General features: G+C 45.5%; 21 protein-coding genes. 9 read left to right on the top strand and 12 right to left on the bottom strand.

Annotated features, from left to right (window positions below):
• Nucleotides 1-101: 101 nt before the first annotated feature.
• From TW81_RS01615 to queA, 6 genes are all read right to left on the bottom strand, one after another.
• Nucleotides 102-596: a hypothetical protein gene (locus TW81_RS01615; RefSeq protein ID WP_204243970.1), complete on the bottom strand. Its 495-nt coding sequence runs from the start codon at nt 594-596 to the stop codon at nt 102-104.
• Between the two features lie 72 nt (nt 597-668).
• Nucleotides 669-1,616, bottom strand: a complete 948-nt coding sequence (gene secF, locus TW81_RS01610) for a protein translocase subunit SecF (RefSeq protein ID WP_045953977.1) — start codon at nt 1,614-1,616, stop codon at nt 669-671.
• A gap of 9 nt (nt 1,617-1,625) precedes the next feature.
• Nucleotides 1,626-3,482 carry a protein translocase subunit SecD gene (gene secD, locus TW81_RS01605; protein WP_084715783.1) on the bottom strand — a complete coding sequence of 619 codons (1,857 nt, stop codon included), beginning with the start codon at nt 3,480-3,482 and terminating at the stop codon, nt 1,626-1,628.
• Between the two features lie 21 nt (nt 3,483-3,503).
• A complete protein-coding gene (yajC, locus tag TW81_RS01600) occupies nt 3,504-3,833 on the bottom strand; it encodes a preprotein translocase subunit YajC (RefSeq protein WP_045953975.1) in 330 nt (109 codons plus the stop codon).
• A gap of 173 nt (nt 3,834-4,006) precedes the next feature.
• Nucleotides 4,007-5,143, bottom strand: coding sequence for a tRNA guanosine(34) transglycosylase Tgt (tgt, locus tag TW81_RS01595; RefSeq protein WP_045953974.1), 1,137 nt, complete (start codon nt 5,141-5,143; stop codon nt 4,007-4,009).
• Between the two features lie 279 nt (nt 5,144-5,422).
• A complete protein-coding gene (gene queA, locus TW81_RS01590) occupies nt 5,423-6,475 on the bottom strand; it encodes a tRNA preQ1(34) S-adenosylmethionine ribosyltransferase-isomerase QueA (protein WP_045953973.1) in 1,053 nt (350 codons plus the stop codon).
• Nucleotides 6,476-6,886: 411 nt separating this feature from the next.
• Between queA and TW81_RS01585 the strand changes: the two genes are divergently transcribed.
• Both TW81_RS01585 and TW81_RS01580 read left to right on the top strand, forming a co-directional pair.
• On the top strand, nt 6,887-7,327 hold the full coding sequence (locus TW81_RS01585) for a CBS domain-containing protein (RefSeq protein ID WP_045953972.1): 441 nt from the start codon (nt 6,887-6,889) through the stop codon (nt 7,325-7,327).
• A gap of 219 nt (nt 7,328-7,546) precedes the next feature.
• The gene (locus TW81_RS01580; protein ID WP_045953971.1) at nt 7,547-9,487 is read left to right on the top strand and encodes a HAMP domain-containing methyl-accepting chemotaxis protein; all 1,941 of its coding nucleotides are present in this window, start codon (nt 7,547-7,549) and stop codon (nt 9,485-9,487) included.
• Between the two features lie 141 nt (nt 9,488-9,628).
• Here TW81_RS01580 and TW81_RS01575 read toward each other — a convergent pair whose 3' ends face one another.
• Nucleotides 9,629-10,534: a hydrogen peroxide-inducible genes activator gene (locus TW81_RS01575; RefSeq protein WP_045954045.1), complete on the bottom strand. Its 906-nt coding sequence runs from the start codon at nt 10,532-10,534 to the stop codon at nt 9,629-9,631.
• A 200-nt stretch (nt 10,535-10,734) separates the two neighbouring features.
• Here TW81_RS01575 and TW81_RS01570 point away from each other — a divergent pair, with 200 nt between their 5' ends.
• The 5 genes from TW81_RS01570 (at nt 10,735) to glpD (ending at nt 17,256) form a co-directional block, all read left to right on the top strand.
• A complete protein-coding gene (locus tag TW81_RS01570) occupies nt 10,735-11,343 on the top strand; it encodes a peroxiredoxin C (RefSeq protein ID WP_045953970.1) in 609 nt (202 codons plus the stop codon).
• Nucleotides 11,344-11,713: 370 nt separating this feature from the next.
• Nucleotides 11,714-12,745, top strand: a complete 1,032-nt coding sequence (gene dapD / locus TW81_RS01565) for a 2,3,4,5-tetrahydropyridine-2,6-dicarboxylate N-succinyltransferase (RefSeq protein ID WP_045953969.1) — start codon at nt 11,714-11,716, stop codon at nt 12,743-12,745.
• Nucleotides 12,746-13,068: 323 nt separating this feature from the next.
• A complete protein-coding gene (glpK, locus tag TW81_RS01560) occupies nt 13,069-14,589 on the top strand; it encodes a glycerol kinase GlpK (protein ID WP_045953968.1) in 1,521 nt (506 codons plus the stop codon).
• A gap of 162 nt (nt 14,590-14,751) precedes the next feature.
• On the top strand, nt 14,752-15,525 hold the full coding sequence (locus tag TW81_RS01555) for a DeoR/GlpR family transcriptional regulator (protein ID WP_045953967.1): 774 nt from the start codon (nt 14,752-14,754) through the stop codon (nt 15,523-15,525).
• A 177-nt stretch (nt 15,526-15,702) separates the two neighbouring features.
• Complete coding sequence (glpD, locus tag TW81_RS01550; RefSeq protein ID WP_045953966.1) at nt 15,703-17,256, top strand: glycerol-3-phosphate dehydrogenase; 1,554 nt, start codon at nt 15,703-15,705, stop codon at nt 17,254-17,256.
• 53 nt (nt 17,257-17,309) lie between these two features.
• Here glpD and TW81_RS01545 read toward each other — a convergent pair whose 3' ends face one another.
• The gene (locus TW81_RS01545) at nt 17,310-18,494 is read right to left on the bottom strand and encodes an NnrS family protein (RefSeq protein ID WP_045953965.1); all 1,185 of its coding nucleotides are present in this window, start codon (nt 18,492-18,494) and stop codon (nt 17,310-17,312) included.
• Between the two features lie 232 nt (nt 18,495-18,726).
• On the opposite strand from TW81_RS01545, the gene TW81_RS01540 reads away from it, so the two are divergent.
• Nucleotides 18,727-19,287 carry a gamma-glutamylcyclotransferase family protein gene (locus tag TW81_RS01540; protein ID WP_045953964.1) on the top strand — a complete coding sequence of 187 codons (561 nt, stop codon included), beginning with the start codon at nt 18,727-18,729 and terminating at the stop codon, nt 19,285-19,287.
• Nucleotides 19,288-19,481: 194 nt separating this feature from the next.
• On the opposite strand, the gene TW81_RS01535 is transcribed toward TW81_RS01540, so the two are convergent.
• Nucleotides 19,482-20,363 (bottom strand): aldo/keto reductase, encoded by an 882-nt coding sequence (locus TW81_RS01535; protein WP_045953963.1) that lies wholly within the window; start codon nt 20,361-20,363, stop codon nt 19,482-19,484.
• Nucleotides 20,364-20,566: 203 nt separating this feature from the next.
• Here TW81_RS01535 and TW81_RS01530 point away from each other — a divergent pair, with 203 nt between their 5' ends.
• Entirely contained in the window at nt 20,567-21,454 is an 888-nt protein-coding gene (locus tag TW81_RS01530) for a LysR family transcriptional regulator (protein WP_045953962.1), read from the top strand.
• 88 nt (nt 21,455-21,542) lie between these two features.
• On the opposite strand, the gene ahpF is transcribed toward TW81_RS01530, so the two are convergent.
• The 3 genes from ahpF to ahpC form a co-directional block, all read right to left on the bottom strand.
• Entirely contained in the window at nt 21,543-23,135 is a 1,593-nt protein-coding gene (gene ahpF / locus TW81_RS01525) for an alkyl hydroperoxide reductase subunit F (RefSeq protein WP_045953961.1), read from the bottom strand.
• A 231-nt stretch (nt 23,136-23,366) separates the two neighbouring features.
• Nucleotides 23,367-24,101 (bottom strand): hypothetical protein, encoded by a 735-nt coding sequence (locus TW81_RS01520; RefSeq protein WP_045953960.1) that lies wholly within the window; start codon nt 24,099-24,101, stop codon nt 23,367-23,369.
• A 225-nt stretch (nt 24,102-24,326) separates the two neighbouring features.
• Nucleotides 24,327-24,884, bottom strand: a complete 558-nt coding sequence (gene ahpC, locus TW81_RS01515; protein ID WP_045953959.1) for an alkyl hydroperoxide reductase subunit C — start codon at nt 24,882-24,884, stop codon at nt 24,327-24,329.
• Nucleotides 24,885-25,108 lie beyond the last annotated feature (224 nt).

The raw sequence follows: 25,108 nt of genomic DNA, 5'->3' as shown, positions 1-25,108 counted from the left end.
GATTTCCTATTGCTTTACTTGTTTTCATCATAACAAGATCTTTGCTAATGTCTCGTTTACAGCGCAACGCTATCTGCTTGGCGAGGTCTGTCTCACAAAGGTTAACGAGGAGTCACGGTCAACGAGACCAGTTCACCGTCACTAAATAGTCGAGCTTCCCAGTTAGGATTCTGCCAATAGATTGTGCGCATCGCTTCCGGTGGATATCGATTTAGAAACAGCACTAAGTCTCTATCCGCTTCAGGCGCTGAGACTTCTTTGAGCGCCGAGGCGACGTCAAACTCCATCTCTTCGATATTCACGCTGGTGAGGCTAAAACCATCTTGGCGCAAATGCAGTTGGAGCTGAGAAAGTAGATGGGCGGAATATTCAGCGAACAATTGAATGGAAAATTTTTGCGGGCTTATTCGAGCTTCAGCAATAAAACTTTCTCGATAATAAAACAGCTCGTCGCTACACCAAACTTGTGGTTCGCAATGCAGCCAAGAAGACTGAATAGACAACTTGAGTTCGTCATCACTAATACCCGATAGCACCAGTGTATTTGCCCACAGAGTGGCGCTAAACAGCAACGTAAATAGCGTTAAACAACGCACTATGAATTCCTTTCATCAACAATAAAGCCGCTGAGTTCAGCGGCTTTAGACTATGTGTATGGTGAAATAGCCTTAAGGCATCTCATCAAACTCTGCACCCTCTTTCTCAATTTGAGGAGGCATTAAATGCTCTTTGGTAATACCCAATTTCAATGCCAGCGCCGAAGCGACATAGATTGAAGAGTAAGTACCGACCGTAATACCCAAGAGAAGTGCGGTTGCAAAGCCATGAATCATAGCACCGCCCTGAGTAAACAGCGCAATAACAACGAACAAGGTAGTACCTGAAGTAATTAACGTACGGCTCAATGTTTGGGTAATCGAGCTGTTCATAATCTCGGCTGGTTCGCCCTTACGCATCTTGCGGAAGTTTTCACGAATACGGTCAAATACCACTATGGTATCGTTTAGCGAGTAACCAACGACCGTCAACAGCGCCGCGACAATTGTCAGGTCGACTTCAATTTCAAGCAGCGAAAAGACACCCAGAGTAATGATGACATCGTGAGTTAAGGCCAATACCGCACCCGCAGCCAAACGCCACTCAAAACGCACCGAAACGTAAAGCAAGATACAGATCAGCGAGACAAGGATCGCAAGACCACCCGCCTCGGTCAGCTCGTCACCCACGTTTGGACCAACGAACTCAATACGACGCATCTCAACACTGTCACCCGTGCCGTCTTTAATCGCATTTAAGATCTGATTACCAAGAGTTTCACCAGCCATATCCTCGCGAGGACGTAGGCGCACCATTACATCACGTGCACTACCAAAGTTTTGCACCGTGGCATCACCGAAGCCTTTTGCTTCCAGTGCACCACGAATTTCTTCGAGGTTTGCTGGTTGCTCAAAGCCTACTTCGATTAAGGTACCACCGGTAAAGTCTAGACCCCAGTTCAACCACTTAGTTGACAGAGTGAAGATAGAGGCACCAATCATCAAAATAGACAACACAAATGCCAACTTCGACCAACGCATAAAGTCGATCGTTCTGTCTGTTTTCATTAACTGAAACATATTACTTCCTTAGATCGACAGTTTGTTGATTCGCTTACCGCCGTAAAGCAGGTTCACGATACAACGAGTACCAATAATGGCGGTAAACATTGAGGTCAAGATACCGATAGATAGCGTTACCGCGAAGCCTTTAATCGCACCTGTACCAACTGCAAATAGAATGATTGCCGTGATCAAGGTTGTGATGTTGGCATCGGCAATGGTACTGAACGCATTGGCGTAACCTTGGTGAATTGCTTGCTGGGGATTACGTCCGTCGCGCAGCTCTTCACGAATACGCTCAAAGATAAGGACGTTGGCATCGACCGCCATACCCACCGTTAATACGATACCTGCGATGCCCGGTAGCGTCATCGTCGCGCCAGGAATCATCGACATTACACCGATAATCAACACAATATTAGCAATGAGCGCAAGGTTAGCGAACAGACCGAACTTACGGTAGTAAACCAAACAGAACAACATCACAGCGGCAAGGCCAAAGAGACACGCCTGAATACCCATATCGATATTTTGTTGCCCCATAGATGGACCAATGGTTCGCTCTTCAACAATAGAAATAGGCGCAATCAAAGCACCTGCACGTAGCAATAACGCTAAGTTATGCGCTTCCGCAGCAGAATCGATACCGGTAATACGGAAGTTACGACCGAGTGCAGACTGAATCGTCGCTTGGTTGATCACTTCTTCGTGTTTAGACAGAATCACCTTGCCTTCCGGAGTACGACGACCACTGTCTTTGTACTCAGCAAACACGGTAGCCATCAGCTTACCAATGTTTTGCTTAGAGAACGCAGACATCTTGCTGCCACCTTCACTGTCTAGTGAGATGTTAACTTGAGGTCGGCCATATTCGTCAACACTTGAACTCGCATCGGTAATGCTTGCACCACCAAGAATGACACGTTTCTTAAGTACCACAGGGCGACCATCGCGATCTTGTTTAATCTCGCTACCTGCTGGGGCACGGCCACTGGCTGCGGCTGCCAAATCGGCTTTAGCATCCACTTCACGGAACTCGAGCGTTGCTGTCGCACCTAGAATTTCTTTCGCACGCGCGGTGTCTTGGACGCCTGGCAGTTCAACAACGATACGGCTTGCGCCCTGACGTTGAACTAGTGGCTCGGCAACACCTAATTCGTTAACACGGTTACGTAAGATAGTGATGTTTTGTTCAACGGCGTAATTACGAATTTCGGTTAAACGCTGCTCGGTAAACGTCGCAGTTAAAGCAAAACGACCATCAGAATCTGACTCTGTAAAGATCATGTCTGGATGGTTTTTCTTCAGAATACGCTCGGCATCCGCCAACTGCTTTTCATCACGAAGGAGTACTTCTACCGCCTCTTTCCCAGACGGACGAATGGCGCGGTAACGAATTTTTTCTTCACGAAGTTCTGTGCGGAAAGCTTCTTCCTGCTGACCGACCAGCTTTTCCATCGCGGCATCCATATCCACTTCCATCAAGAAGTGAACACCACCACGTAGGTCCAAGCCAAGTTTCATCGGTGCAGCACCGATAGACTCAAGCCAATCCGGTGTTGAAGGAGCAAGGTTCAGAGCAACAATTGTGTCTTTGCCAAGTGCTTCATTGATAATATCGCGGGCACTGATTTGGGTGTCAGTGTCATTAAAGCGTACAAGAATAGATCCATTTTCGAGAGCAATGGATTTATGAGATAAGCCCTGAGTTTCAAGAGCGTGAGTGACAGAATCCAGCGTTGACATATCTACAGAGGCGCCACGCGCCCCTGTAACTTGAATAGCCGGATCTTCACCGTAGATATTTGGAAGTGCATACAATGCAGCAATAGCGATGGTAAACACCACCATCAGGTACTTCCATATAGGATAGCGGTTTAACACAGCGAGGATCCTCTAGCTGTTTTATAGAGACTTAAGCGTACCTTTTGGTAGCACTGCAGTAACGAAATCTTTCTTGATAACAACTTCGTTATTTGTGTTCAGCTCGATAGAGATGTAGTCGTTATCTTCAGCGATTTTAGTGATTTTACCCACTAGGCCACCGCTCGTTAGCACTTCATCACCTTTACCCATCGACGACATTAGGCTCTTGTGCTCTTTAACACGCTTAGCTTGTGGACGGTAGATCATGAAGTAGAAGATCACCGCAAACATACCTAGCATGATTAGCATTTCAAAACCGCCGCCTGCTGGGCCACCTTCTGCTGCTGCATGAGCTTGAGAAATAAACATTAAAAAGTCCTCTATTATTTTTTATTAATACCCAAGTTGGGCCGACGCAATTTAGTTTCAAGTCTGAGTGTGACTAATAGAGATCGCTCTCTCAAAAATAACCTACGTTTGCCTACTTTATTCGTAAAAGCCTCTGGCACAAGGCCAAAGGCTTCAATTATTTAAGTCAGCTGTTACTGCTCTTTTGCTAGCGGTGGTACTTCACGACCACGACGCTCATAGAACTCTTGCACGAACTCATCAAAGCGATCTTCATCAATCGCGTTACGAATACTTTCCATCAAACGTTGGTAATAACGCAGGTTGTGGATCGTATTTAGACGAGCACCCAAGATTTCATTACAACGCTCTAAGTGGTGAAGGTACGACTTGCTGTAGTTTTGGCAAGTGTAACAGTCACAGTGCGGATCTAATGGCGTTGTATCTGTTTTATGTTTCGCATTACGGATCTTGATCACACCACCTGTCACAAATAAGTGGCCATTACGTGCGTTACGCGTTGGCATTACACAGTCGAACATGTCGATACCGCGTCGAACACCTTCTACTAAATCTTCTGGTTTGCCAACACCCATCAAGTAACGAGGTTTGTCTTCCGGAAGTTGTGGACAGGTGTGCTCTAGAATGCGGTGCATGTCCTCTTTAGGCTCACCAACCGCAAGACCACCGACAGCGTAACCATCAAAACCGATCTCTGTTAGGCCCTTAACCGAAACATCACGCAGGTCTTCGTAAACGCCACCTTGCACGATACCAAATAGGTTGTTCGGGTTTTCTAGTTTATCGAAATGGTCGCGTGAACGTTGTGCCCAGCGTAGCGACATTTCCATCGATTTTTTCGCTTCGTCATGTGTCGCAGGGTACGGCGTACACTCGTCGAAGATCATTACGATATCTGAACCAAGGTCTTTTTGGATTTCCATCGACTTTTCTGCGTCCATGAAAATCTTGTCACCGTTAACCGGGTTACGGAAGTGAACCCCTTGCTCAGTGATAGTGCGCATTTTGCCCAAACTAAATACTTGGAAACCGCCTGAGTCAGTCAGGATTGGACCATGCCAGTTCATAAAATCATGCAAATCGCCGTGCATTTTCATGATTTCTTGACCTGGGCGTAGCCAAAGGTGGAAAGTGTTGCCGAGAAGGATTTCAGCACCAGTGCCTTTCACTTCCTCTGGTGTCATGCCTTTAACGGTACCGTACGTACCCACTGGCATAAATGCAGGAGTTTGAACAGTGCCACGTTCGAAGGTCAGTTGACCACGACGCGCTACACCATCTTTTTTCTTAAGATCGAATTTTAACTTCACGAAGCCTCCGGTTGTCAGAGAAACAGTCTGACATTAAGTTCAGAGCAAAACAGTCATCATTTTGCCATCTACCCTAAATAGTTGGTGTTGCAGCTAGGCGACAGTAAGCTCAGCCCTATGAGCATAGAGATTCTATGTGACTAGGGTGAATTTACGCAGTCAACAACATTGCAGCGCCAAATATGACGGGTCATGAGGAGCGGTCGCCTTCCATGCGAGATACTAACTAGCCTTCTAGTTAGCGTCCTAGCGTTCTGCTAGCACTCGTAAATTTTTAAATTATGCCGTTTTCTTTTGGATAAACATTGAATCGCCATACGAGAAGAAACGGTAGTTATTCTCTACCGCGTGTTTGTAGGCGTTCATAGTATTTTCATAACCTGCGAATGCACTGACCAGCATAATCAGTGTCGATTCTGGCAGATGGAAATTGGTAATTAAACAGTCCACCAACTGATATTCATAACCTGGGAAGATGAAAATCTCGGTATCACCAAAGAAAGGTACTAACTCCGTACCCTTTTTGATGGCATCTTGCGCTGCGCTTTCCAGAGAGCGTACAGACGTTGTCCCCACTGCGATAATACGACCGCCACGTGCTTTCGCTGCATTGATCGCATCCACCACTTCTTGCGGGACTTCAACGTACTCAGCGTGCATATGGTGATCATTGATGTTGTCTACTTTAACTGGCTGGAACGTCCCCGCGCCAACATGCAGAGTAACGTAGGCAAACTCAGCGCCTTTGGCTTTGATTTTCTCTAGCAAAGGCTCGTCAAAATGCAGACCAGCCGTTGGCGCAGCCACCGCGCCCGGTTTCTTGTTGTAAACCGTTTGGTAACGCTCTTTATCTGAATCTTCATCAGGGCGGTCAATATAAGGTGGAAGTGGCATATGACCAATTTCTTCCAATACCGCCAATACATTTTGCTCGGTATTAAACTTCAACTCAAACAGTGCATCATGACGCGCAACCATCTGTGCCGAGTACTCGTCGTTCTCACCAATAAAAATTGTTGTGCCAGGTTTTGGAGATTTAGAGCAACGAACGTGAGCCAGAATGCTCTTTTCATCCAGTACTCGCTCTACCAACACCTCTAGCTTGCCCCCTGACTCCTTGCGACCAAACATACGCGCTGGAATCACGCGAGTATTATTGAAAACCACTAAATCACCCGGCTGCACTTGCTCCAGCACATCGGTAAACGTGCCATCGGTGAGCTCGCCACTGTTACCGTCAAGTTGAAGCAGACGGCTAGCAGTACGCTGTGGCTGAGGATAACGAGCAATCAGCTCATCGGGTAGGTCAAAGTGAAAATCTGATACTTGCATGTTACTAATCTTTAGTCGTGGTTTGTTATGTCGTGATGGAAGTCGAACTGATTCTGTCACAAACAGACGACGAGTTTTTCGCAGCCGACTAGTATATTCCGCATACCAGTAATAGCAAGGAAAGAGATGTGAATTATTGTAATCGAATTCGATTTTTTCTGCTGCTGAAATGCTTGATAGGCGATGGTTCTGCACGTTGGTTTTAATCTTTTGATATTTCGCCAGCGCTTTTGCAAAAAATAGGAATAAAAACCTAACTGGCTCTCAATATCCAGTGGCAAAAGTTACTATATTAAAGAAGGATACCTAAGTAGCTTTAGCTGATACCGACAGTAAGTAGAAGAGAATCGCAACGCAGACCGCCTAGTAAAGGCTACTTAGTTGTAAATCACAATAACTCAGGAGGCAGCCATGATTAAGGTAGAAGACATGATGACGCGTAACCCGCATACTTTGCTACGCTCACATAACCTTGCCGATGCGAAACATACCATGGAAGCGCTAGACATTCGTCATGTCCCCATCGTCGATGCGCATAAGCATTTGCTTGGTGTAATATCTCAACGCGACGTGCTCGCTGCGCAAGAATCAAGCTTGCAGCAGATCCCCGAAAATCAATCTTACACACTCAATACTCCATTACATGAGGTGATGAAAACTGGTGTGATGACAGTAGCACCTCAGGCTGGATTAAAAGAGAGTGCGATTTACATGCAAAAACATAAAGTCGGTTGTTTGCCAGTGGTAGAGAAAGGCCAATTAGTGGGCATTATCACCGACAGTGACTTTGTTGCTATCGCGATCAATCTACTTGAACTACAAGAAGAAGTTGAACCAGAAGAGATGGAATAAACACAGCTAAAGTGTCGAGTTTTAGACGCGAGACTCTAAAACTCGACTTACCAATACGCTATACGCATACCAATATCACAGCGTAAAAATATCAGCGCCATAACCCCCCGCCTAAATTAGCATTAATCAAACCTATCAATTACACTTTTTTAACATCAAACCATACTCTGTGATTCTCTCACTCTAGTGACGAATGACAACTCATTGTTAGGGTACCCCATGAGCTTAAAAAAATTACTCTCACTAGGCTTTGGCGTCGTTCTCAGCCTAATTCTGGTTATCTCGATTCTTTCTTCTGTTCGATTTTATCAATCAAGCAATGGCTTCGATGACTACCGTTCTCTCGCCTTAACAAGTGTTGCAACAGGCCGAATTCAAGCCAACATTCTTGAAGCGCGCTTAGCATCGCTAAAGTTTATCAGGACGCAAGATGATCAATATATCTCTAACCTGCATGACCGTATTTCAACCGCTAAGCAACTGATTAATGAAGCGTTATCAACTTATAAAGTCGGTTCCCATCAAAGTACATTGAAACAAATGCAACAGCAGATGACTCAATATGAACAAGGCTTTGATCAGGTCGTTCAGCTTGTCGACACCAGAAACCAACTGGTGAGAGATAAGTTAGATCCTGCAGGGCTGGCTATGAGAGAAGCAATTTCAAACTTGATGGCAAACGCAGCCAGTGAGCAAGATTTGGCTATTGCTGTCAAGTCAGGGATCATCCAAGAACATCTTTTGTTGTCGCGTCTCTATGTATCTAAATTTTTAACCGACAATCGCCCGCAAGACGCTGAAAGAGCACAAATGGAGTTTGATCAACTCACCACTTTAGCGAGTAGTATTAAAGAACAACTCAACTCATCCGAACAAACGTCGGCATTCAACACCTTCTTCCAAAGCTTCAACACTTACCAAGCGATTTTCGCCGAGGTGATTAAAACCATTGATGCCCGTAACGCTATCATCAGCAATACACTCGATGTGATAGGCGCATCAGCGGCGTCGTCGATTGAGCAAATCAAGCTAAGTACTAAAGCAGAACAAGATGCGATTGGCCCTGCAATGGTTGAAAGGTTTGACAATGCACAAACGCTACTGGCAATCACATCGCTACTGGTGATTGCTATATCACTGTTTGTTGCAGTCAAAATATATCGCAGCGTGTTTAAAATCGTCGGTGGTGAGCCAAGCGAAATCCAGGCGATCGTTGAACAAGTCTCATCAGGCAACCTATCGATTGACAAAAACATCACCGGTAAAGAAACCGGTATCTATGCCAACATTCTGCAGATGTGTGTTGAACTCAAACGCATTATTGGGGAGTTTCATCAAACATCAGATAGCGTGTCGTCAGCATCCGTGCAATTAACCAGTGTCATGAGCGAGACTGAGAATAACGCGCAACAAGAATTCAATCAGGTCGAACAAATTGCAACAGCGATTGACGAGCTCTCCAGCACAGCAAGTGAGGTCAGTCAAAGTGCTTCTCGCGCCGAAACTGCTGCCAGTACGGCCAACACCAATGTGCTAGAAGGACAACGTTTACTAAGTTCTTCTGACGAAGTCTCTGGTAAGGTGGATAAATCGATTGCAGAAACGTCTGGTATCGTCCATCAGTTGCAAGAATATTCTGTTGAGATCGGCAGTGTTATCGAAGTGATCAATTCTATTTCAGAGCAGACCAATTTGCTGGCGCTCAATGCAGCCATTGAAGCAGCACGTGCAGGAGAACAAGGGCGAGGTTTTGCCGTTGTCGCCGACGAAGTTCGCTCATTGGCCGCTAAGACGCAGCAATCGACTATCGACATTCAAGAGATCATCGCTCGTCTCCAGGCCCAAGCTCAAGATGCCAATAAATTCATGCAATCCAATCTAACCTTGGCCGAAGAGTCACGTAGCTACAGTCAAAACTTACGTTCGGCGTTTAGCTCTATTACCGACTCTGTCAGACAAATATCAGAAATGAACACTCAAGTGGCTACCGCATCAGAAGAGCAATCTAGTGTCACTCAAGATATATCCAAAAATGTCTCCATCGCTTTCGAGCTAGTGAATGTTAATGTTGCTGCGATCCGAGAAAGCAATAAGGCCAGTGTTGAACTTTCAGGCCTAGCGACACGACAAAAAGATCTGCTCAGTTTTTTCAAAATATAACTATCCAACTGAGTGTTACAGCACAAAAAAAGAGCGGCTAGCGCCGCTCAAACATGTCAAAGTTTCTACTCAGACCGAAAGTAACATTACAAGCTGTACACTTCTTCTACAGAAGAAATTTCGGTGACGAACACCTTAGTGCTAGAGCAGCTCTGATACGACATCTGCCAACTGATTGAAAGTGTTGACGCGAGATGAACTTGGGCGCCAAACCAATCCAATATGACGATGGGCTTGTTGCCCAGGAGCATCAATCACGACCAGATTTTGGTTGTCAATCAAGCCATGATCGATCGCCATCTGAGGAATAAAAGTGGTTCCCATGCCATTCGCTACCATTTGCACTAAGGTATGCAAACTCGTCGCAGAGAAAGGATTGATCTTTTCTTTGTCTGTCAATTGGCAAGCGGAAACGGCATGCTCGGTTAAACAGTGCTCTTTCTCTAATAAGAACACAAACTCATTGGGTAAATCCGCATATTTGATGGGCGTGCGTATCGCATCGGCTTGATTCTGACTAATGATCATTCTAAACGGATCATTGCCCACAATACGGCTATCCATGCCATCAATATCGACGGGCAGCGCGAGTATCAAAACATCTAACTCTCCGTGGCGTAAGGCGTCCAATAGGTTGGTGGTGGTATCTTCTCGCAGTAGCAGGTTAAGCTGAGGAAATCGTTGATTCACTTCCTGAACCAGATCGCACAGTAAGAAGGGGGCGATAGTCGGGATGCATCCAACTCGCAACTGCCCTTCCATTTCATCACCTTGGCACAACCGCCCTAACTCGACTAAATCTTGCCCTTTGGCGAGGAGCTCTCGCCCTTGCTGAACCACCAACTCTCCAGCTTGAGTGAACACCAATGGGCTTTTTTTATCTTTCTTTTCATATAGAGGGCAGCCAATCAACTCTTCGAGGTTTTGAATTCCCTTACTTAAGGTTGACTGGCTAACAAAACACTTCTCGGCGGCGTCGCTGAAATGGCGGGTTTCGTGCAGAGTAATGAGATAATGTAACTGCTTGAGGCTAGGCCACTTATTCATAGATTTATTGATTACTTGTGATGAGATATTGATCGAGCTAATAAAAACCAACTTATCGCTTTTTTCGATTAACTTAATCTATTTAATTCGCTTTTTTACATACTACAATGTGTACTATAGTTTGTCGCGCACAAACACGGACTAAACCAACTTAAACCAAGCTTGGTTTGGAACTAACCATATATTTTAGGAGCAAAAAAATGGTACTAGTAGGTCGTCAAGCCCCAGATTTTACTGCTGCAGCTGTTCTAGGTAACGGTGAAATCGTTGATAACTTCAACTTTGCTGAGTTCACTAAAGGTAAGAAAGCGGTTGTTTTCTTCTACCCACTAGATTTCACTTTCGTTTGCCCATCTGAGCTAATCGCTTTCGACAACCGTCTAGCTGATTTCCAAGCTAAAGGTGTTGAAGTAATCGGTGTATCTATCGATTCTCAGTTCTCTCACAACGCATGGCGTAACACTGCAATCGAAGATGGCGGTATCGGTCAAGTTAAGTACCCACTAGTTGCTGACGTTAAGCACGAAATCTGTAAAGCTTACGACGTTGAGCACCCAGAAGCAGGCGTTGCTTTCCGTGGTTCTTTCCTAATCGACGAAGATGGTCTTGTACGTCACCAAGTTGTTAACGACCTACCACTAGGCCGTAACATCGACGAAATGCTACGCATGGTTGACGCACTAAACTTCCACCAGAAAAACGGTGAAGTATGTCCAGCACAGTGGGAAGAAGGTAAAGCAGGTATGGACGCATCACCAAAAGGTGTTGCAGCGTTCCTATCTGAGCACGCATCAGACCTAAGCAAGTAATTACTTGTTTCACACACCCAGGCTCACGGGTGTGAACGGTTGGTAATATAAGCAAATAAGCGCGAAAAGCGCAGCGCCAATCAGTTATAAGTAAAGTCTTACTCAAGAGCCCGAAGTTTTGCTTCGGGCTCTTTTTATATCTATTCAAATTTAACGAATATAGACCAAAAGACAACATATCGCTAAAGAGACAAAAAATATCGGCTTACAGACTTTATCCAGTAATGCCCTTTAAAGTCTTTGATGCACTCTTTATGATGAATCTAACTTGATTTGAGACTGAGCAACAAAGCTCGATATCCATACTCGTCGGCGTGAGAACGTCAACTATGCTGGATATCTTTAAACGAATACAAAATGGAGATTTAACATGGCTTACTTTTCTCTAGCCTTTGGTACGGCGACTAAAAACCGCGACGGGAAAATCATCGAAGCATTTTTCCCTAACCCAGTTCTTAACCCAGCTAACTCGCTGGTTGATGCTGTAGCTAAAGTTTCAGGTTACGAGCAAGGCAACCAAGCTATCGAAATCTCAGCGGCGCAAAGCGCTGATCTCGCTGCAGCATTCGAATCAAATGGTGATGCAGCTAACGCATCATTTGCAGCCAAAGCGGCAGAATCAGCTCAGCCACTTGTGCTAATTGTGCTAGCGAGTGACGAAAAACCAGCGTCGGTTGCGGAAGGCTTCCTAAAACTGCAACTTATCTCTAACCGTCTTGTTCAACCACATGGCACTGTACTTGATGGTATCTTCGGTCTACTGCACAACATCGCATGGACAAACGAAGGCCCTATCGATCTCCCTGAACTGGCAGATCGTCAAATTGAAGCACGCTTAGCAGGCCGTAACCTGTCTGTCGATTGCGTAGACAAATTCCCTAAAATGGTTGATTACGTTGTACCTGCTGGTATTCGTATTGCTGATACATCACGCGTTCGTCTTGGCGCGCATGTGGGTGAAGGCACAACAGTAATGCACGAAGGCTTTATTAACTTCAATGCTGGCACAACTGGTGTAAGCATGGTTGAAGGCCGTATTTCTGCAGGCGTGGTTGTTGGCAACGGTTCAGATATCGGTGGCGGAGCCTCTATCATGGGCACACTATCAGGTGGCGGCACCGTGGTGGTTTCAATTGGTGAGAACTCTCTACTGGGTGCCAACTCTGGTCTTGGCTTCCCACTAGGCGATCGTTGTACGGTTGAATCAGGCCTATACGTAACAGCTGGTTCGAAAGTGCGCATGCTGGACTCTTCAGGCCAAGAAGTCGAAGTCGTGAAAGCACGTGATCTTGCTGGTGTCTCTGATCTGCTGTTCCGTCGCAATTCAGTGACAGGCCAAATTGAATGCCTTGCTAACAAGTCAGCGGTTGAGCTGAACTCTGAGCTACACAGCAACAACTAATCACTCGACCCGTTTTGTTTGATAGATCTCCCCCAACAGGAAACTGCTGGGGGATTTTTTTATCCTTTTTCTGGTGCCATTCGGCAAGGAATAGCGCATTTCAATAACTAAAGTCACTCATTTACATTCCATTTACATGCTTAAACGCTCATTTTTTATGTTCGTTTATTTTCGAATTAACCAATATGTGCAAAATTACTCTTCATTGACAGAGAAACGAACCCATTTTTACTCCCGACCATGAAGTAAGATCGATTCTCACTTCAAACCTCAGCAGCGCAAATTAGCTAAAATAGTGATAATGAAATAAAAGGACTCTAACCATGACTGAGCAAAAGTACATTGTTGCCCTCGACCAAGGAACAACGAGCTCACGCGCGGTGATTTTGGATCACGATGCGAATATTGTCAGCATATCGCAGCGGGAATTCACTCAAATCTACCCTCAGTCTGGCTGGGTAGAACATGATCCACTAGAAATTTGGGCTACCCAAAGTTCGACCTTAATCGAGACGTTGGCTAAATCTGGCATCAGCAGTGATCAACTTGCGGCAATCGGGATAACCAATCAGCGTGAAACGACCATTGTTTGGAACAAAGAAACAGGCAAACCGGTTTACAACGCCATTGTTTGGCAATGTCGACGCACAGCCGAGATATGCGAAGAGCTTAAACAGCGTGGCTTAGAAGAATATGTTAGAGAAAACACAGGCTTAGTCCTCGATCCATATTTCTCTGGCACTAAGGTCAAATGGATTTTAGATAACGTTGAAGGCGCACGTGAAGATGCCAAAGCAGGAAAACTACTGTTTGGCACGGTCGATACTTGGCTGGTATGGAAAATGACCCAAGGTCGCGTTCACGTCACCGACTACACCAATGCCTCACGTACCATGCTATTTAATATCAATCAGCTCTGCTGGGATCAGAAATTACTTGATGAGCTGGGCATTCCCGCGTCAATGATGCCGGAAGTAAAACGCTCTTCAGAGGTATACGGCCAAACTAATATCGGCGGAAAAGGCGGAACTCGTATCCCTATTGCCGGTATCGCAGGAGATCAGCAAGCTGCCCTCTATGGTCAAATGTGTGTCAAAGCGGGTCAAGCGAAGAATACCTATGGCACTGGCTGTTTCTTACTAATGAATACTGGACAAGAAAAAGTGAACTCCACGCATGGATTGCTCACCACACTGGCATGTGGTCCGAACGGCGAGCCCAGCTATGCATTAGAAGGAGCGGTGTTTATGGGTGGAGCGTCCATCCAGTGGCTGCGTGATGAAATGAAGTTGTTAGCCGATGCCAAAGATTCTGAATACTTTGCCACTAAGGTCGACTCTTCGAACGGCGTTTATGTTGTCCCAGCCTTTACTGGGCTTGGCGCCCCATATTGGGATGCTTGGGCGCGTGGCACGATTGTGGGTCTGACACGCGGAGTCAGTTCCAACCATATTATTCGTGCCACCCTAGAAGGGATTGCCTACCAAACCAGAGATGTTCTCGATGCGATGCAAGCAGACTCGGGCATCAAACTCGCCAATCTGCGCGTTGACGGTGGCGCTGTTGCCAATAACTTCCTAATGCAGTTCCAATCTGATGTTCTTGATACAGAAGTACTGCGCCCGAAAGTGACAGAGGTGACCGCATTAGGCGCGGCATACCTGGCAGGCTTAGCCGTCGGTTACTGGAAGAGCATTGATGAACTACAAAACAAAGCTGAGCTTGATCGAACCTTTGTCCCTCACCATGATGAAGAAAAGCGCAATCGGCGCTACAAAGGCTGGAAGCGTGCCGTAAAGTGTGCTCAGGTATGGGCAGAAATGCATAACGAAGAAGACGATTAGTCCGCTGTGCGCCGACTATGATGAAACAAGGGTGCGTTCGAGCACCCTTTTTTGCGCCTTACACCCGATTACATCAACGCTTCTCTTCTCACAACGAAACAATTCGCGCACAATAACGTGAGTTATTATTTTCGAATTAAGCTCGAATACAGGGAGCGACGAGTGAAACAAATACCAAGACATCAACAGATTATCGCCTTAGTGCAAAAACAAGGTTATGTCAGTACTGACGAATTAGTGGAAAAGTTCAATGTCAGTCCGCAAACCATCAGGCGCGATCTGAATGAACTGGCAGACGAAAATAAAATCCGCCGCTACCACGGTGGCGCGACCATTCCATTGAGTTCGGAAAACACCTCATACACCACTCGTAAAAGCATGAACTACAATGAGAAAGACGTCATTGCGGATGAGGTGGTTAAGCACATTCCCGATGGCGCGACACTCTTCATCGACATAGGTACCACCCCAGAAGCAATTGCTCGGGCACTAAACAAAAATCATAAGCAGTTGCGCGTTGTCACTAACAACATCAATGTCGCGACTATTTTGCTCGCTAACCCAGAGTTCAAAGTCATTCTAGCGGGGGGCGAAGTCCGCAACCGTGATGGTGGTATCGTTGGTGAAGCGACACTCGACTTCGTCAAACAGTTTCGACTGGATTTTGGTATTCTTGGCATCAGCGGTATCGACTTTGACGGCTCACTACTCGACTTTGACTATCACGAAGTAAGAGTCAAACAGGCAATAATCGAGAACAGTCGCAGTGTCTTTTTGGCCGTTGACCACACTAAGTTTGGCCGTAATGCCATGGTTAAACTAGGCAACATTTCACAACTCAATATGCTGTTTACCAATCAGCAACCGCCAAAAGAGATACTATCAATCCTTAACGAGCACGCCATTCCGCTTCAGGTTGTCAGCAAAGAAGAATAACACCATTTATTCATTGCAATTTAACCTTATTGAAACCTTTATCGTTCGATAAAGGTTTTTTTGTGCACAAATCACACAAACGAGCACAAACGAAAATATTTAGTGACCACAAACGAAAGCTAAGCTAGGATTCATTTAAGTTCAAAAATGCTCGTTCGCTCAACGTAAGGTCATTTCATGAGTAACAATACGAATGCGGAAAATTCGCACCAAGTTTTAGATTTAATCGTTATTGGTGGTGGTATCAATGGCGCAGGTATTGCTGCTGATGCGGCAGGGCGAGGACTCGCTGTTGGTTTGTATGAAGCGTCCGACTTCGCTTCTGCCACCTCTTCAGCCAGTTCGAAATTAATTCATGGTGGATTGCGTTACCTTGAGCATTACGAGTTTCGTTTAGTTTCAGAAGCGCTCGCTGAGCGAGAAGTTTTACTCAAAAAAGCGCCTCACGTGGCGAAACCAATGCGTTTTCGGTTGCCACATAGACCTTTCTTGCGCCCAGCTTGGATGATACGTTGCGGTCTATTCCTCTATGACCACTTAGGAAAACGCACCACCTTACCCGCAAGCGAAAGTATTGATTTGTCAAAGTCAGGCCTACTTAAACCAGAAATGATAAAAGGCTTTGAATACTCGGATTGCTGGGTCGATGACGCGCGATTGGTTTTACTCAATGTATTGGCGGCACAAGAGAACAAGGCTGAAATCCGCAATTACTGTCGCGTAGAAAGTGCACGCAGAGAAGGCGATCTGTGGCAGGTCACCATCCATGATCAGATCAGCGGACAAACTTTTACTCGTCAAGCTAAGGCGCTGGTTAACGCAGCGGGGCCTTGGGTGAAACAGTTCTTTGATGATGGCTTAGAACAAACATCGCCACGTAACATCCGTCTGATCAAAGGATCACATATTGTTGTTCCACGGATTCATGATGAACCGCAAGCCTATATTCTACAAAACAAAGATCATCGTATCGTATTTATGATCCCTTACTTGGACCAGTTTTCGATCATTGGCACCACGGATGTCGAATATAAAGGCGATCCGCGTAAAGTTGCGATTAGTGATGAAGAAGTTGACTACCTGATCGATATCGTCAACCAACACTTTGTTCAGCAACTGACAGCTGAAGATGTGGTTTGGACATACAGTGGTGTGCGGCCATTGTGTGATGATGAGTCAGACTCCCCGCAAGCCATTACACGTGACTACACACTAGAGCTCGAAGCTGACTATGACCAAGCTCCGCTGCTGTCAGTATTTGGAGGCAAGCTCACCACATACCGTAAATTGAGTGAAGCCGCATTGGAGAAGCTCAAACCGTATTTGTCACATATGGGCTCCGCATGGACAGCGACTCACGCACTCCCAGGAGGTAACTTTAGTTGCTCACGTGAGCAGCTAGCGGCAACGATTCACAACGCCTACCCTTGGCTACCACAAACTTTATTGCTCAGATACGTAACGCAATTTGGAACCTACACATGGAAGTTGCTTGAAGGCGTAGAACAGAACACGGACTTAGGCACCAAGTTTTCAGATTCAGCACAAGGGGTTTATCAACGTGAGATTGACTACCTGATTGAACATGAAATGGCGGTCAGCGAAGAAGATATTTTATGGCGGCGCACCAAGCTAGGACTCTACCTCAATGAACAAGAAAAGCAGGCGCTAAGCGATTATCTAAAGAGTCAAAAGCCGACCACGGTTGTCACGCTTTCTGAGGTCGGCTAAGTCTCATTGCTCTACATAGCTTAAAGGCTTGGTCGTACCAAGCCTTTTCTATTTTACCCCGGATGCCCATCAACGCGCGGTGTCAGTAACATTTTGCCAAACAGCCCAACATACATAGCGAAAGCAAGAACCCATAACGCTGCACTGATATTGACAGCTTCAATCATAAATTGAGGGAAGAAAGCCCCCCCAAGACTGCGCGTAACGGCAGCAAGAATAATCGCCCCAAAAGCAAGGCTCATATTCGGCCCTTGATAGATAGCACGACCAGTATGGCCCATAGTGACCCGCGCAATCATGGCTAAAATAACCCCGCCAATCGCACCAATTGCAAATAAATGCAGCATATTGTGGTTGGCAAATGGATTGTCGATGAATCCACGTAGCAATAGACTCAACGGAATACAAAGATACGTCGCATGCAGTGACCAAACCAGCGGCTCAGTTAAAGTTCGCCAAGGCTGCCATCTCACCACTCTGACCAGATGCGCTAAGCCCGAGATAACCATCAATGGTTGACCGAGTTGTGAAAACGTCATCGGGAAGAAGCTTACAATAAACAAACCTACCAGGGGTAAATTTGCCAGCCAATCTAACCAGACCATAGGTTGTGGCTTGTCGAAATTAAAGCGCCGAGCGCTAAAAAACGGAATAACGCGGCTGCCCATCACGGATAGCAATAACGTAAACCACCAGAGCATAGCCTGCCATACCGCCGCCGATGGGAAGGGTGGCATCCCTTTGACTGTCGCATAGCTGGCAAAATTGGCCACCACAGCCAACGCAAATAGGGGCACAAAAAATAAGTTACGCCACCCTTTTGCTTTGACAACCCGTGAACCGACCTCAAAGGCAACCAAAGTAAGAAATAAGGCCTCAATCGATGAAACTAACCACAACGGCGTTGGTGTCCATAACAATAGCCGAGGCGCGAGCCACAACATAACCAGCAATGCTAAGCGGTGATGCTTGGTGCCATTAATGCCAGTCCAATTTTGCACTGCGGTAAGAACAAATCCCGCCACTATCGCCATAGCAAAGCCAAACACCATTTCATGCACATGCCACCAAAGGGCAGGAACGTTAAGCTGCGCAGGTTGACCGGAGTGAAACATCCAAACCCATAGCGCAATCGCAACAACCGCATAAATGGAACCGAGTAGAAAAAAAGGCCTGAACCCCAAACGCAAAACAGCAGGGATCGCCTCTTCAATTTTTTTATCGGTAATATTGAGCACTGAAAACTCCTAAACAAATTTCAATCGCTAACAGAGCGACTAGAGCAAGAACTATTCCGCTAGCGGTAATCTTTGTAAGTTCATGCTATTTAGTGAGGCCCTCACAAATAAAAGAGTCATAACGACACATTCACAAGGAGTCAAAATGACACAAAAGGTGCAATTTACATCACTTCCATTTCTATGAAAAACTCGTTAATTTAAACAGAATCCAATCGACAAGGAGTGTGGCATGGCAAATTATATCTTTGGTTACGGTAGTCTTATGAACTCAGCCTCTAGACAACTAACTGGTCAAACTTCAACTGCAATGCCTGCCACGGCACATGGTTTTAGACGCTTCTGGGGCAAAGTTGATGATAGCTATATACTCTCCCCACTTGTCGTCGATAAAGGAGAGGGACAAGTTAATGGCGTACTACTTGAAGTAAGTGAGGCGGGATTAGTAGAATTTGATGTTCGCGAACGAGGTTACCATAGGGTGGAAATTGCGCAGGACAAATTGGAAGCAGAGCTAGTACTAACGAATAGCGATCACGTATGGCTCTATATCAAAGACAGCCCTCAACCACCCTGCTCGCTAAGCCCGATAATGCAGACATATGTCGATACGGTGTTAGTTGGCTGTTTAGAGATTTCCGAGCAGTTCGCCCGCCAGTTTATTGAACACACCATTGGTTGGCACTTCCCATTAGAAAATGATCGACAAAAACCTAAATACGGCAATTTAGCTGGGGTAAAACCAGAACACCACCCTGCTATTGATGCTCTAGTCGCTCAAGCAAGAACCTAGTGCGATAAAATCCTCCCCCTCGCCGTAACCCTATCTTTCATAATTAGATTTAGCTGTTGAGTTCATGGAACTTGTGTTTTGGGGCTCAAAGTTACACTTTGAAGCCAGTTAATCTGTGGCAAAGAGTGTGGCATAAAGTCAGGGCGTTGCGATTAGCAACGCCCTTTTTATATAAATGATAAGATCTGTGGAGCTTAGGCTACACCATGACCTTTCGATGCTACCCAGACTCTATACCACTGCTCTTGAGTAAGCGTAATATCTAAAGCGCCAACGGCGGTTTTCACGCGTTCAATATTACCGCTACCAATAATGGGTACTGGTTTAGCTGGAATTTTCATCACCCAAGCAAAGATCACCTGGTCGATAGAGTTAGCACCAACTTCGTTCGCCACCTCAGCTAAGGTATGACGTAGACGACACATTTGCTCACTGTCATCGCTAAAGATGCGTCCACCAGCCAAACAAGACCAAGCCATTGGCTGCACACGCTGCTGATGCAACTGATCTAAAGTTCCATCTTCGGTCACTTGTAGATTAACCGGGTTAATCTCCACTTGATTGGTAATCAGTGGTTGCTCTACTCGTGATTGAAGCAAATCAAACTGAGACGGAGTAAAGTTAGACACACCAAAATGTTTCACTTTTCCGGACGCTTTCAGTTGCGCGAACGCTTCTGCAGCTTCGTCGGCATCCATCAATAGATCTGGGCGATGCAATAACAATACATCAAGATGGTCTGTTTTAAGGCGCGACAAAGATTGCTCGACAGAATCAATAATCGCTGCCTTGCTGCTGTTATAGTGGTTGACCTGTGGGTGTTCACCGCGGTAGATACCGCACTTAGACACAATTTCAATTTGGTCGCGCAGACTGCTGTCTAATGCCAGCACTTCACCAAACATACGTTCACATGCAGAATCTGGCCCGTATACTGGTGCATGATCGACTGTGGTGATGCCTAATTCTAAGTGCTGTTTAAGGAAACTAAGCTGCTGCTGAGTGTTCATACCCCACTCTGCCATACGCCAATAACCTTGAATCATTGGTGAAAACACTGGATGCGTTTTGGTCATTTTTATCCCCTGATAAATAGTTCTCACCGTCTTTTCTGCGCGGCAAGTTAATTCTGCTGTCCAGTCAGTATACTGGTATAAAACACAAGGATTAAACTAGCTGGCGAAAAAAGATAATTCGCTATATCACACAATGAGGGAAGTTTAATTTTTTATATAGAACGATATAATCCCAATCAAGCATCAATTAAGGTTAAGCAGATATGCAAAAAATGCACAAACGCTTTGAGCGCTATGCGCTGTTTAGTGAAGTAGCTAAGCAACTTAGTTTCTCGAAAGCCGCAGACAACCTCGGCATTTCCCGTAGCTATCTATCCTCGCAAATTAACCAGTTAGAACAAGAGCTCGAGACCAGTTTACTCATTCGCTCAACCCGCAATGTTCGCCTTACTGCGGCCGGCGAAAAAATTCTCACCAAGATGCAATTTATTAATGCTTCGATCGTTGAACTGGAAAAAGATCTTGACCATACCAAGAGTGACGTCAGCGGTTTGCTACGAATTACCGCACCAACTATCTTTAGCCACCGCTTTTTAATTGATGTTTGCTATCAATTTCAAAAGCAGTATCCCGAAATAGAATTTGACCTAGATGTCGGATACCAGCGTGAAGATCTGACTAAGAGTCACTTTGATCTGGCTATTCGCGCCACGAATAATCCACCAGACAATATGGTCGCCAAGAAGCTCATTCCCTACCAGCATATTTGTTGTGCCTCTCCCGACTATATTGCTAAGTTCGGTCAACCCAGTCACCCAGACGAACTACTCGATCACAATTGCTTGTCAGACCCAAACCTGCGCCGTTGGCAGTTTGTTAGTAGCAGCAAAACCATCGATGTTGAGACCGATGGGGATATGTTGATTAATGATAATCTCTTGCTCTTGAACGCAGCTAAGAAAGGGCGAGGAATTATCAAGATGCCAAGTTACTTAGTGCAACCAGCATTAGAGAGTGGAGAATTGGTGCAATTGTTGCCCGAGTACTTTATTGCCCGAAGTCATATCTATTTGATCTATCCACCGCAACTGCGCAGCAGCACCAAACTGGCGGCATTTATAGAATTCATTCAAAAGTGGTTTGCACAATAAAAACCACTTCCAATCGCTTGGAAGTGGTGTCGGAACATCGACTAAATGTTTGCAAATGAGTATGGTAAATGGGCAGTGAATTAATGACTTACGCTGTTGTTAGCACTTTTTCAGGTGCCGAGTTGCGAATCAAGTAATCAAATGCGCCTAAACTCGCTTTGGCCCCTTCGCCCATAGCAATGATGATCTGTTTGTATGGTACGGTCGTCACATCACCCGCCGCAAACACACCTTTCATAGACGTTGCGCCGTGAGCATCAATCTCAATTTCACCACGAGGCGACAGCTCAACTTTAGTACCTTTTAACCATTCGCTATTTGGCATTAGACCAATTTGAACAAAGATACCGGCCAGCTCAATCTGTTTAAGTTCGCCCGTGTTACGGTCTTGGTACTCTAACCCTGTGACTCGATTGCCATCACCCAATACTTGCGTCGTTTGTGCCATCTTGATGATTTCAATGTTTGACGTTGAGTTCGCTTTATCAATCAACACTTGGTCTGCACGTAGCGTATCGGCAAATTCCAACACAGTAACATGCTCGACAATACCCGCGAGATCGATCGCTGCTTCTATACCTGAGTTACCGCCACCAATAACCGCCGTTTTCTTCCCTTTGAACAATGGGCCATCACAGTGTGGGCAATAGGCGACGCCTTTATTACGATATTCTTGTTCACCCGGAACGTTCATTTCACGCCAACGAGCACCTGTACTAGTAATAACCGTACGCGCTCGTAGCACTGCGCCACTTTCAAGTTCTACGTGGATATATCCATCATTGGTTTGCTCAGCATCGATAATATTGGCTGCGCGCTGCTCAGTGATCACTTCAACACCGTACTCTTTCACATGCTCCTCTAGGCTAGCGACAAGCTTAGGACCTGTGGTGGCCTTAACTGAAATAAAGTTCTCAATCGCCATAGTATCCATCACTTGACCACCAAAGCGCTCGGCAACCACACCAGTGCGAATACCTTTACGTGCGGCGTAAATGGCAGCCGAAGAACCCGCAGGACCACCACCAACGACCAATACATCAAACGGTGCCTGCTGATTTAAGCTCTCCGCTTTTTTTTCAGCAGCTCCAGAATCCACTTTATTTAAGATTTCCGCCAAAGACATACGGCCTTGACCAAACAGCTCCCCATTGATGAAGACACTCGGTACCGCCATGATGTCGCGAGACTTCACTTCATCCTGAAACGCGGCACCATCAATCATGGTCGTTTTAATCAGTGGGTTGATTGCCGACATCATATTGAATGCTTGAACCACTTCTGGACAGTTCTGACATGAAAGTGAAATAAAGATTTCAACATTTAACGGCTGGTTAAGCTGCTTGATCTGCTCAATCACATCTGCTTCTAGTTTGATTGGGTGACCACCACTGTGCAACAAGGCTAGCACAAGCGAGGTAAACTCATGGCCCATAGGCAAGCCCGCAAAACCAATCGCAGTCTCTTTCTCTTGATTGACCACTTGCATAATTGGTTTGCGTGTACTGGCTGCATCGTCGCGCGATACTTGGATTTTGTCAGTCAATGATGCAATATCATCCGCCAGTGCTTGCAGTTTGCTAGCTGTTTCGCTGTTATCAAGGCTCAACACAAGTTGAACGTTAGTTTTTAAGTTTTCTAGGTATGCTTTAAGCTGCTGCTTCATCGCTTGGTCTAACATAGTCACTAATTCCCAATCTGGTGGCTAATCTTTGAGGTAGTACGCTCTAATGCGCTGATGTGACTATTTTGCCCCGACCGTTATGATTGGTAAATTCGAACGTTTCTATCGGTTTGTTAGGTAAAACCTATCAAATTTATTAAATGACCAGCCGTTTAATTGAGAAATGGATGAGTGCTATTGCTTGAAGAGAAAAAACCAAATTCACTGAATCTGGCTTTGTTAATGTGGTTAAATACTATTGTCAATTAAACGTTGTTTAACTTCCTTGATGGTGTAGCCGAGATCAAGACTAAAAACAGAGCACCCTGTAGTACTGAAGCCAAAGTTACCTTTCTTATCCGCCATTATATGGAACGTTTGCATGTTGTCTGGCATGAGCACAAGATAAAGAGTATCTGAGGTGTTATCTGTATCAATACCGCAAATATAGAGCTTCTCGGCAGCGTTGCTCATTCGAACAATATAACCTGCCCCTTGCTCATTGACTGAAAGCTTATGGTTCTCCTCAAAAGAGATATTTTCGCTCCACTCTTCTTCAAGGTTTCTTGCGCTATGGTAGCCGCCGTTTTCGCCCAAGCGAGCTCTTACCTCTGCCTGTGCTTCCTTCCAAAACTCGATTTTCGCCTCACTCAAGCGATCACTATCATAATATCGGTCACAAGCGATTTCTAACTCATACTCGTAATCACTGTCTCCTTCATAGTCCTCATAGATCACATCGAAGTCAGTTTCTTTGCCTGGCAGCAATAAAAAACTGAATGCACCATAGCCATCATTAAGGGCCACGGTACAAACGGCCGCTCCGCGCTGTTCTTTTAAAGATATAGAGTACTTAATCCCTGTTTTTTCACTAAAAACATATTGATCGTTAACGTACTTCTCATAAGTATCGTCAAATCCAGCCAATACAACCGTCGAGAATAACGTTGTTAGCAGCCCTAGAAAAATACCGAGTCCTTTCATCTCATCCCTTATCAATGCCAAACCAACTTATAGAAAATTTATATCTATACAAAAACTAGCAATGAACCTGGTGCATGTCTATATCGCTATCAATCGTCATATATGGTTCGCCACTGACTAGCATTTTAACAAAAACAAAAAGCCACTCCCGGATTGGGAGTGGCTTGGAAAGGTGCACGCCCAAGCTTTAGGAGCAAACCGGGGCGTGCGGCACAAACGCTGTGCTTAAATTTTACCAACTAGGTCTAGAGATGGCGCTAGCGTCTCTTCACCTTCTTTCCATTTAGCTGGACAAACTTCACCTGGGTGCGCGGCAACGTATTGTGCAGCTTTCACTTTACGCATTAGGTCTTCTGCATCACGGCCGATACCTTCTGCGGTGATTTCCATCGCTTGGATAGTACCTTGTGGGTCAATTAAGAAAGTAGCACGGTCAGCAAGACCTTGGCCTTCACGCATAACACCGAAGTTGTTGGTGATTGTCCCTGTTTGGTCACCCACCATGTAGTAGTTGATTTTTCCAATGGTGTCTGAGCTGTCGTGCCATGCTTTGTGCGTGAAGTGTGTATCTGTTGATACTGAGTACACTTCTACACCGCGGCTTTGTAGCTCTTCGTAATGGTCAGCTAGGTCGCCAAGTTCAGTCGGACATACGAAAGTAAAATCAGCTGGGTAGAAGAAGAATACGGCCCATTTACCTTTCACGTCTTGCTCTGTGATTTCTACGAATTCACCGTTTTTGAATGCTGTTGCTGAGAATGGTTTGATTTGTGTGTTGATCATGTTTTTACTCTCTTTCTAATCTAGTGTACTACTGTGCTGACGCTCCTTTGCGTCGATGTAGATAGTTTGCCTTGCGAGAGTTGATAGGTAAATTTGGACGTTTCTATTGCTTCAATAGGGGCTAGCTATCAAAAGTGGTAAACAGCCAGTGATTGAAACCAATGTTTGCAACCACACTCGTGACAGCGTATTCGAGACTAGGATAAAGTAGCGTTGAGAAAAAC

Origin of the sequence: Vibrio galatheae, assembly GCF_000967545.1 — a bacterium.
Classification (GTDB): Bacteria; Pseudomonadota; Gammaproteobacteria; order Enterobacterales; family Vibrionaceae; genus Vibrio; species Vibrio galatheae.
Note: the sequence above shows the minus strand (reverse complement) of the source record. Positions and strands in the feature narration are given on the sequence as shown.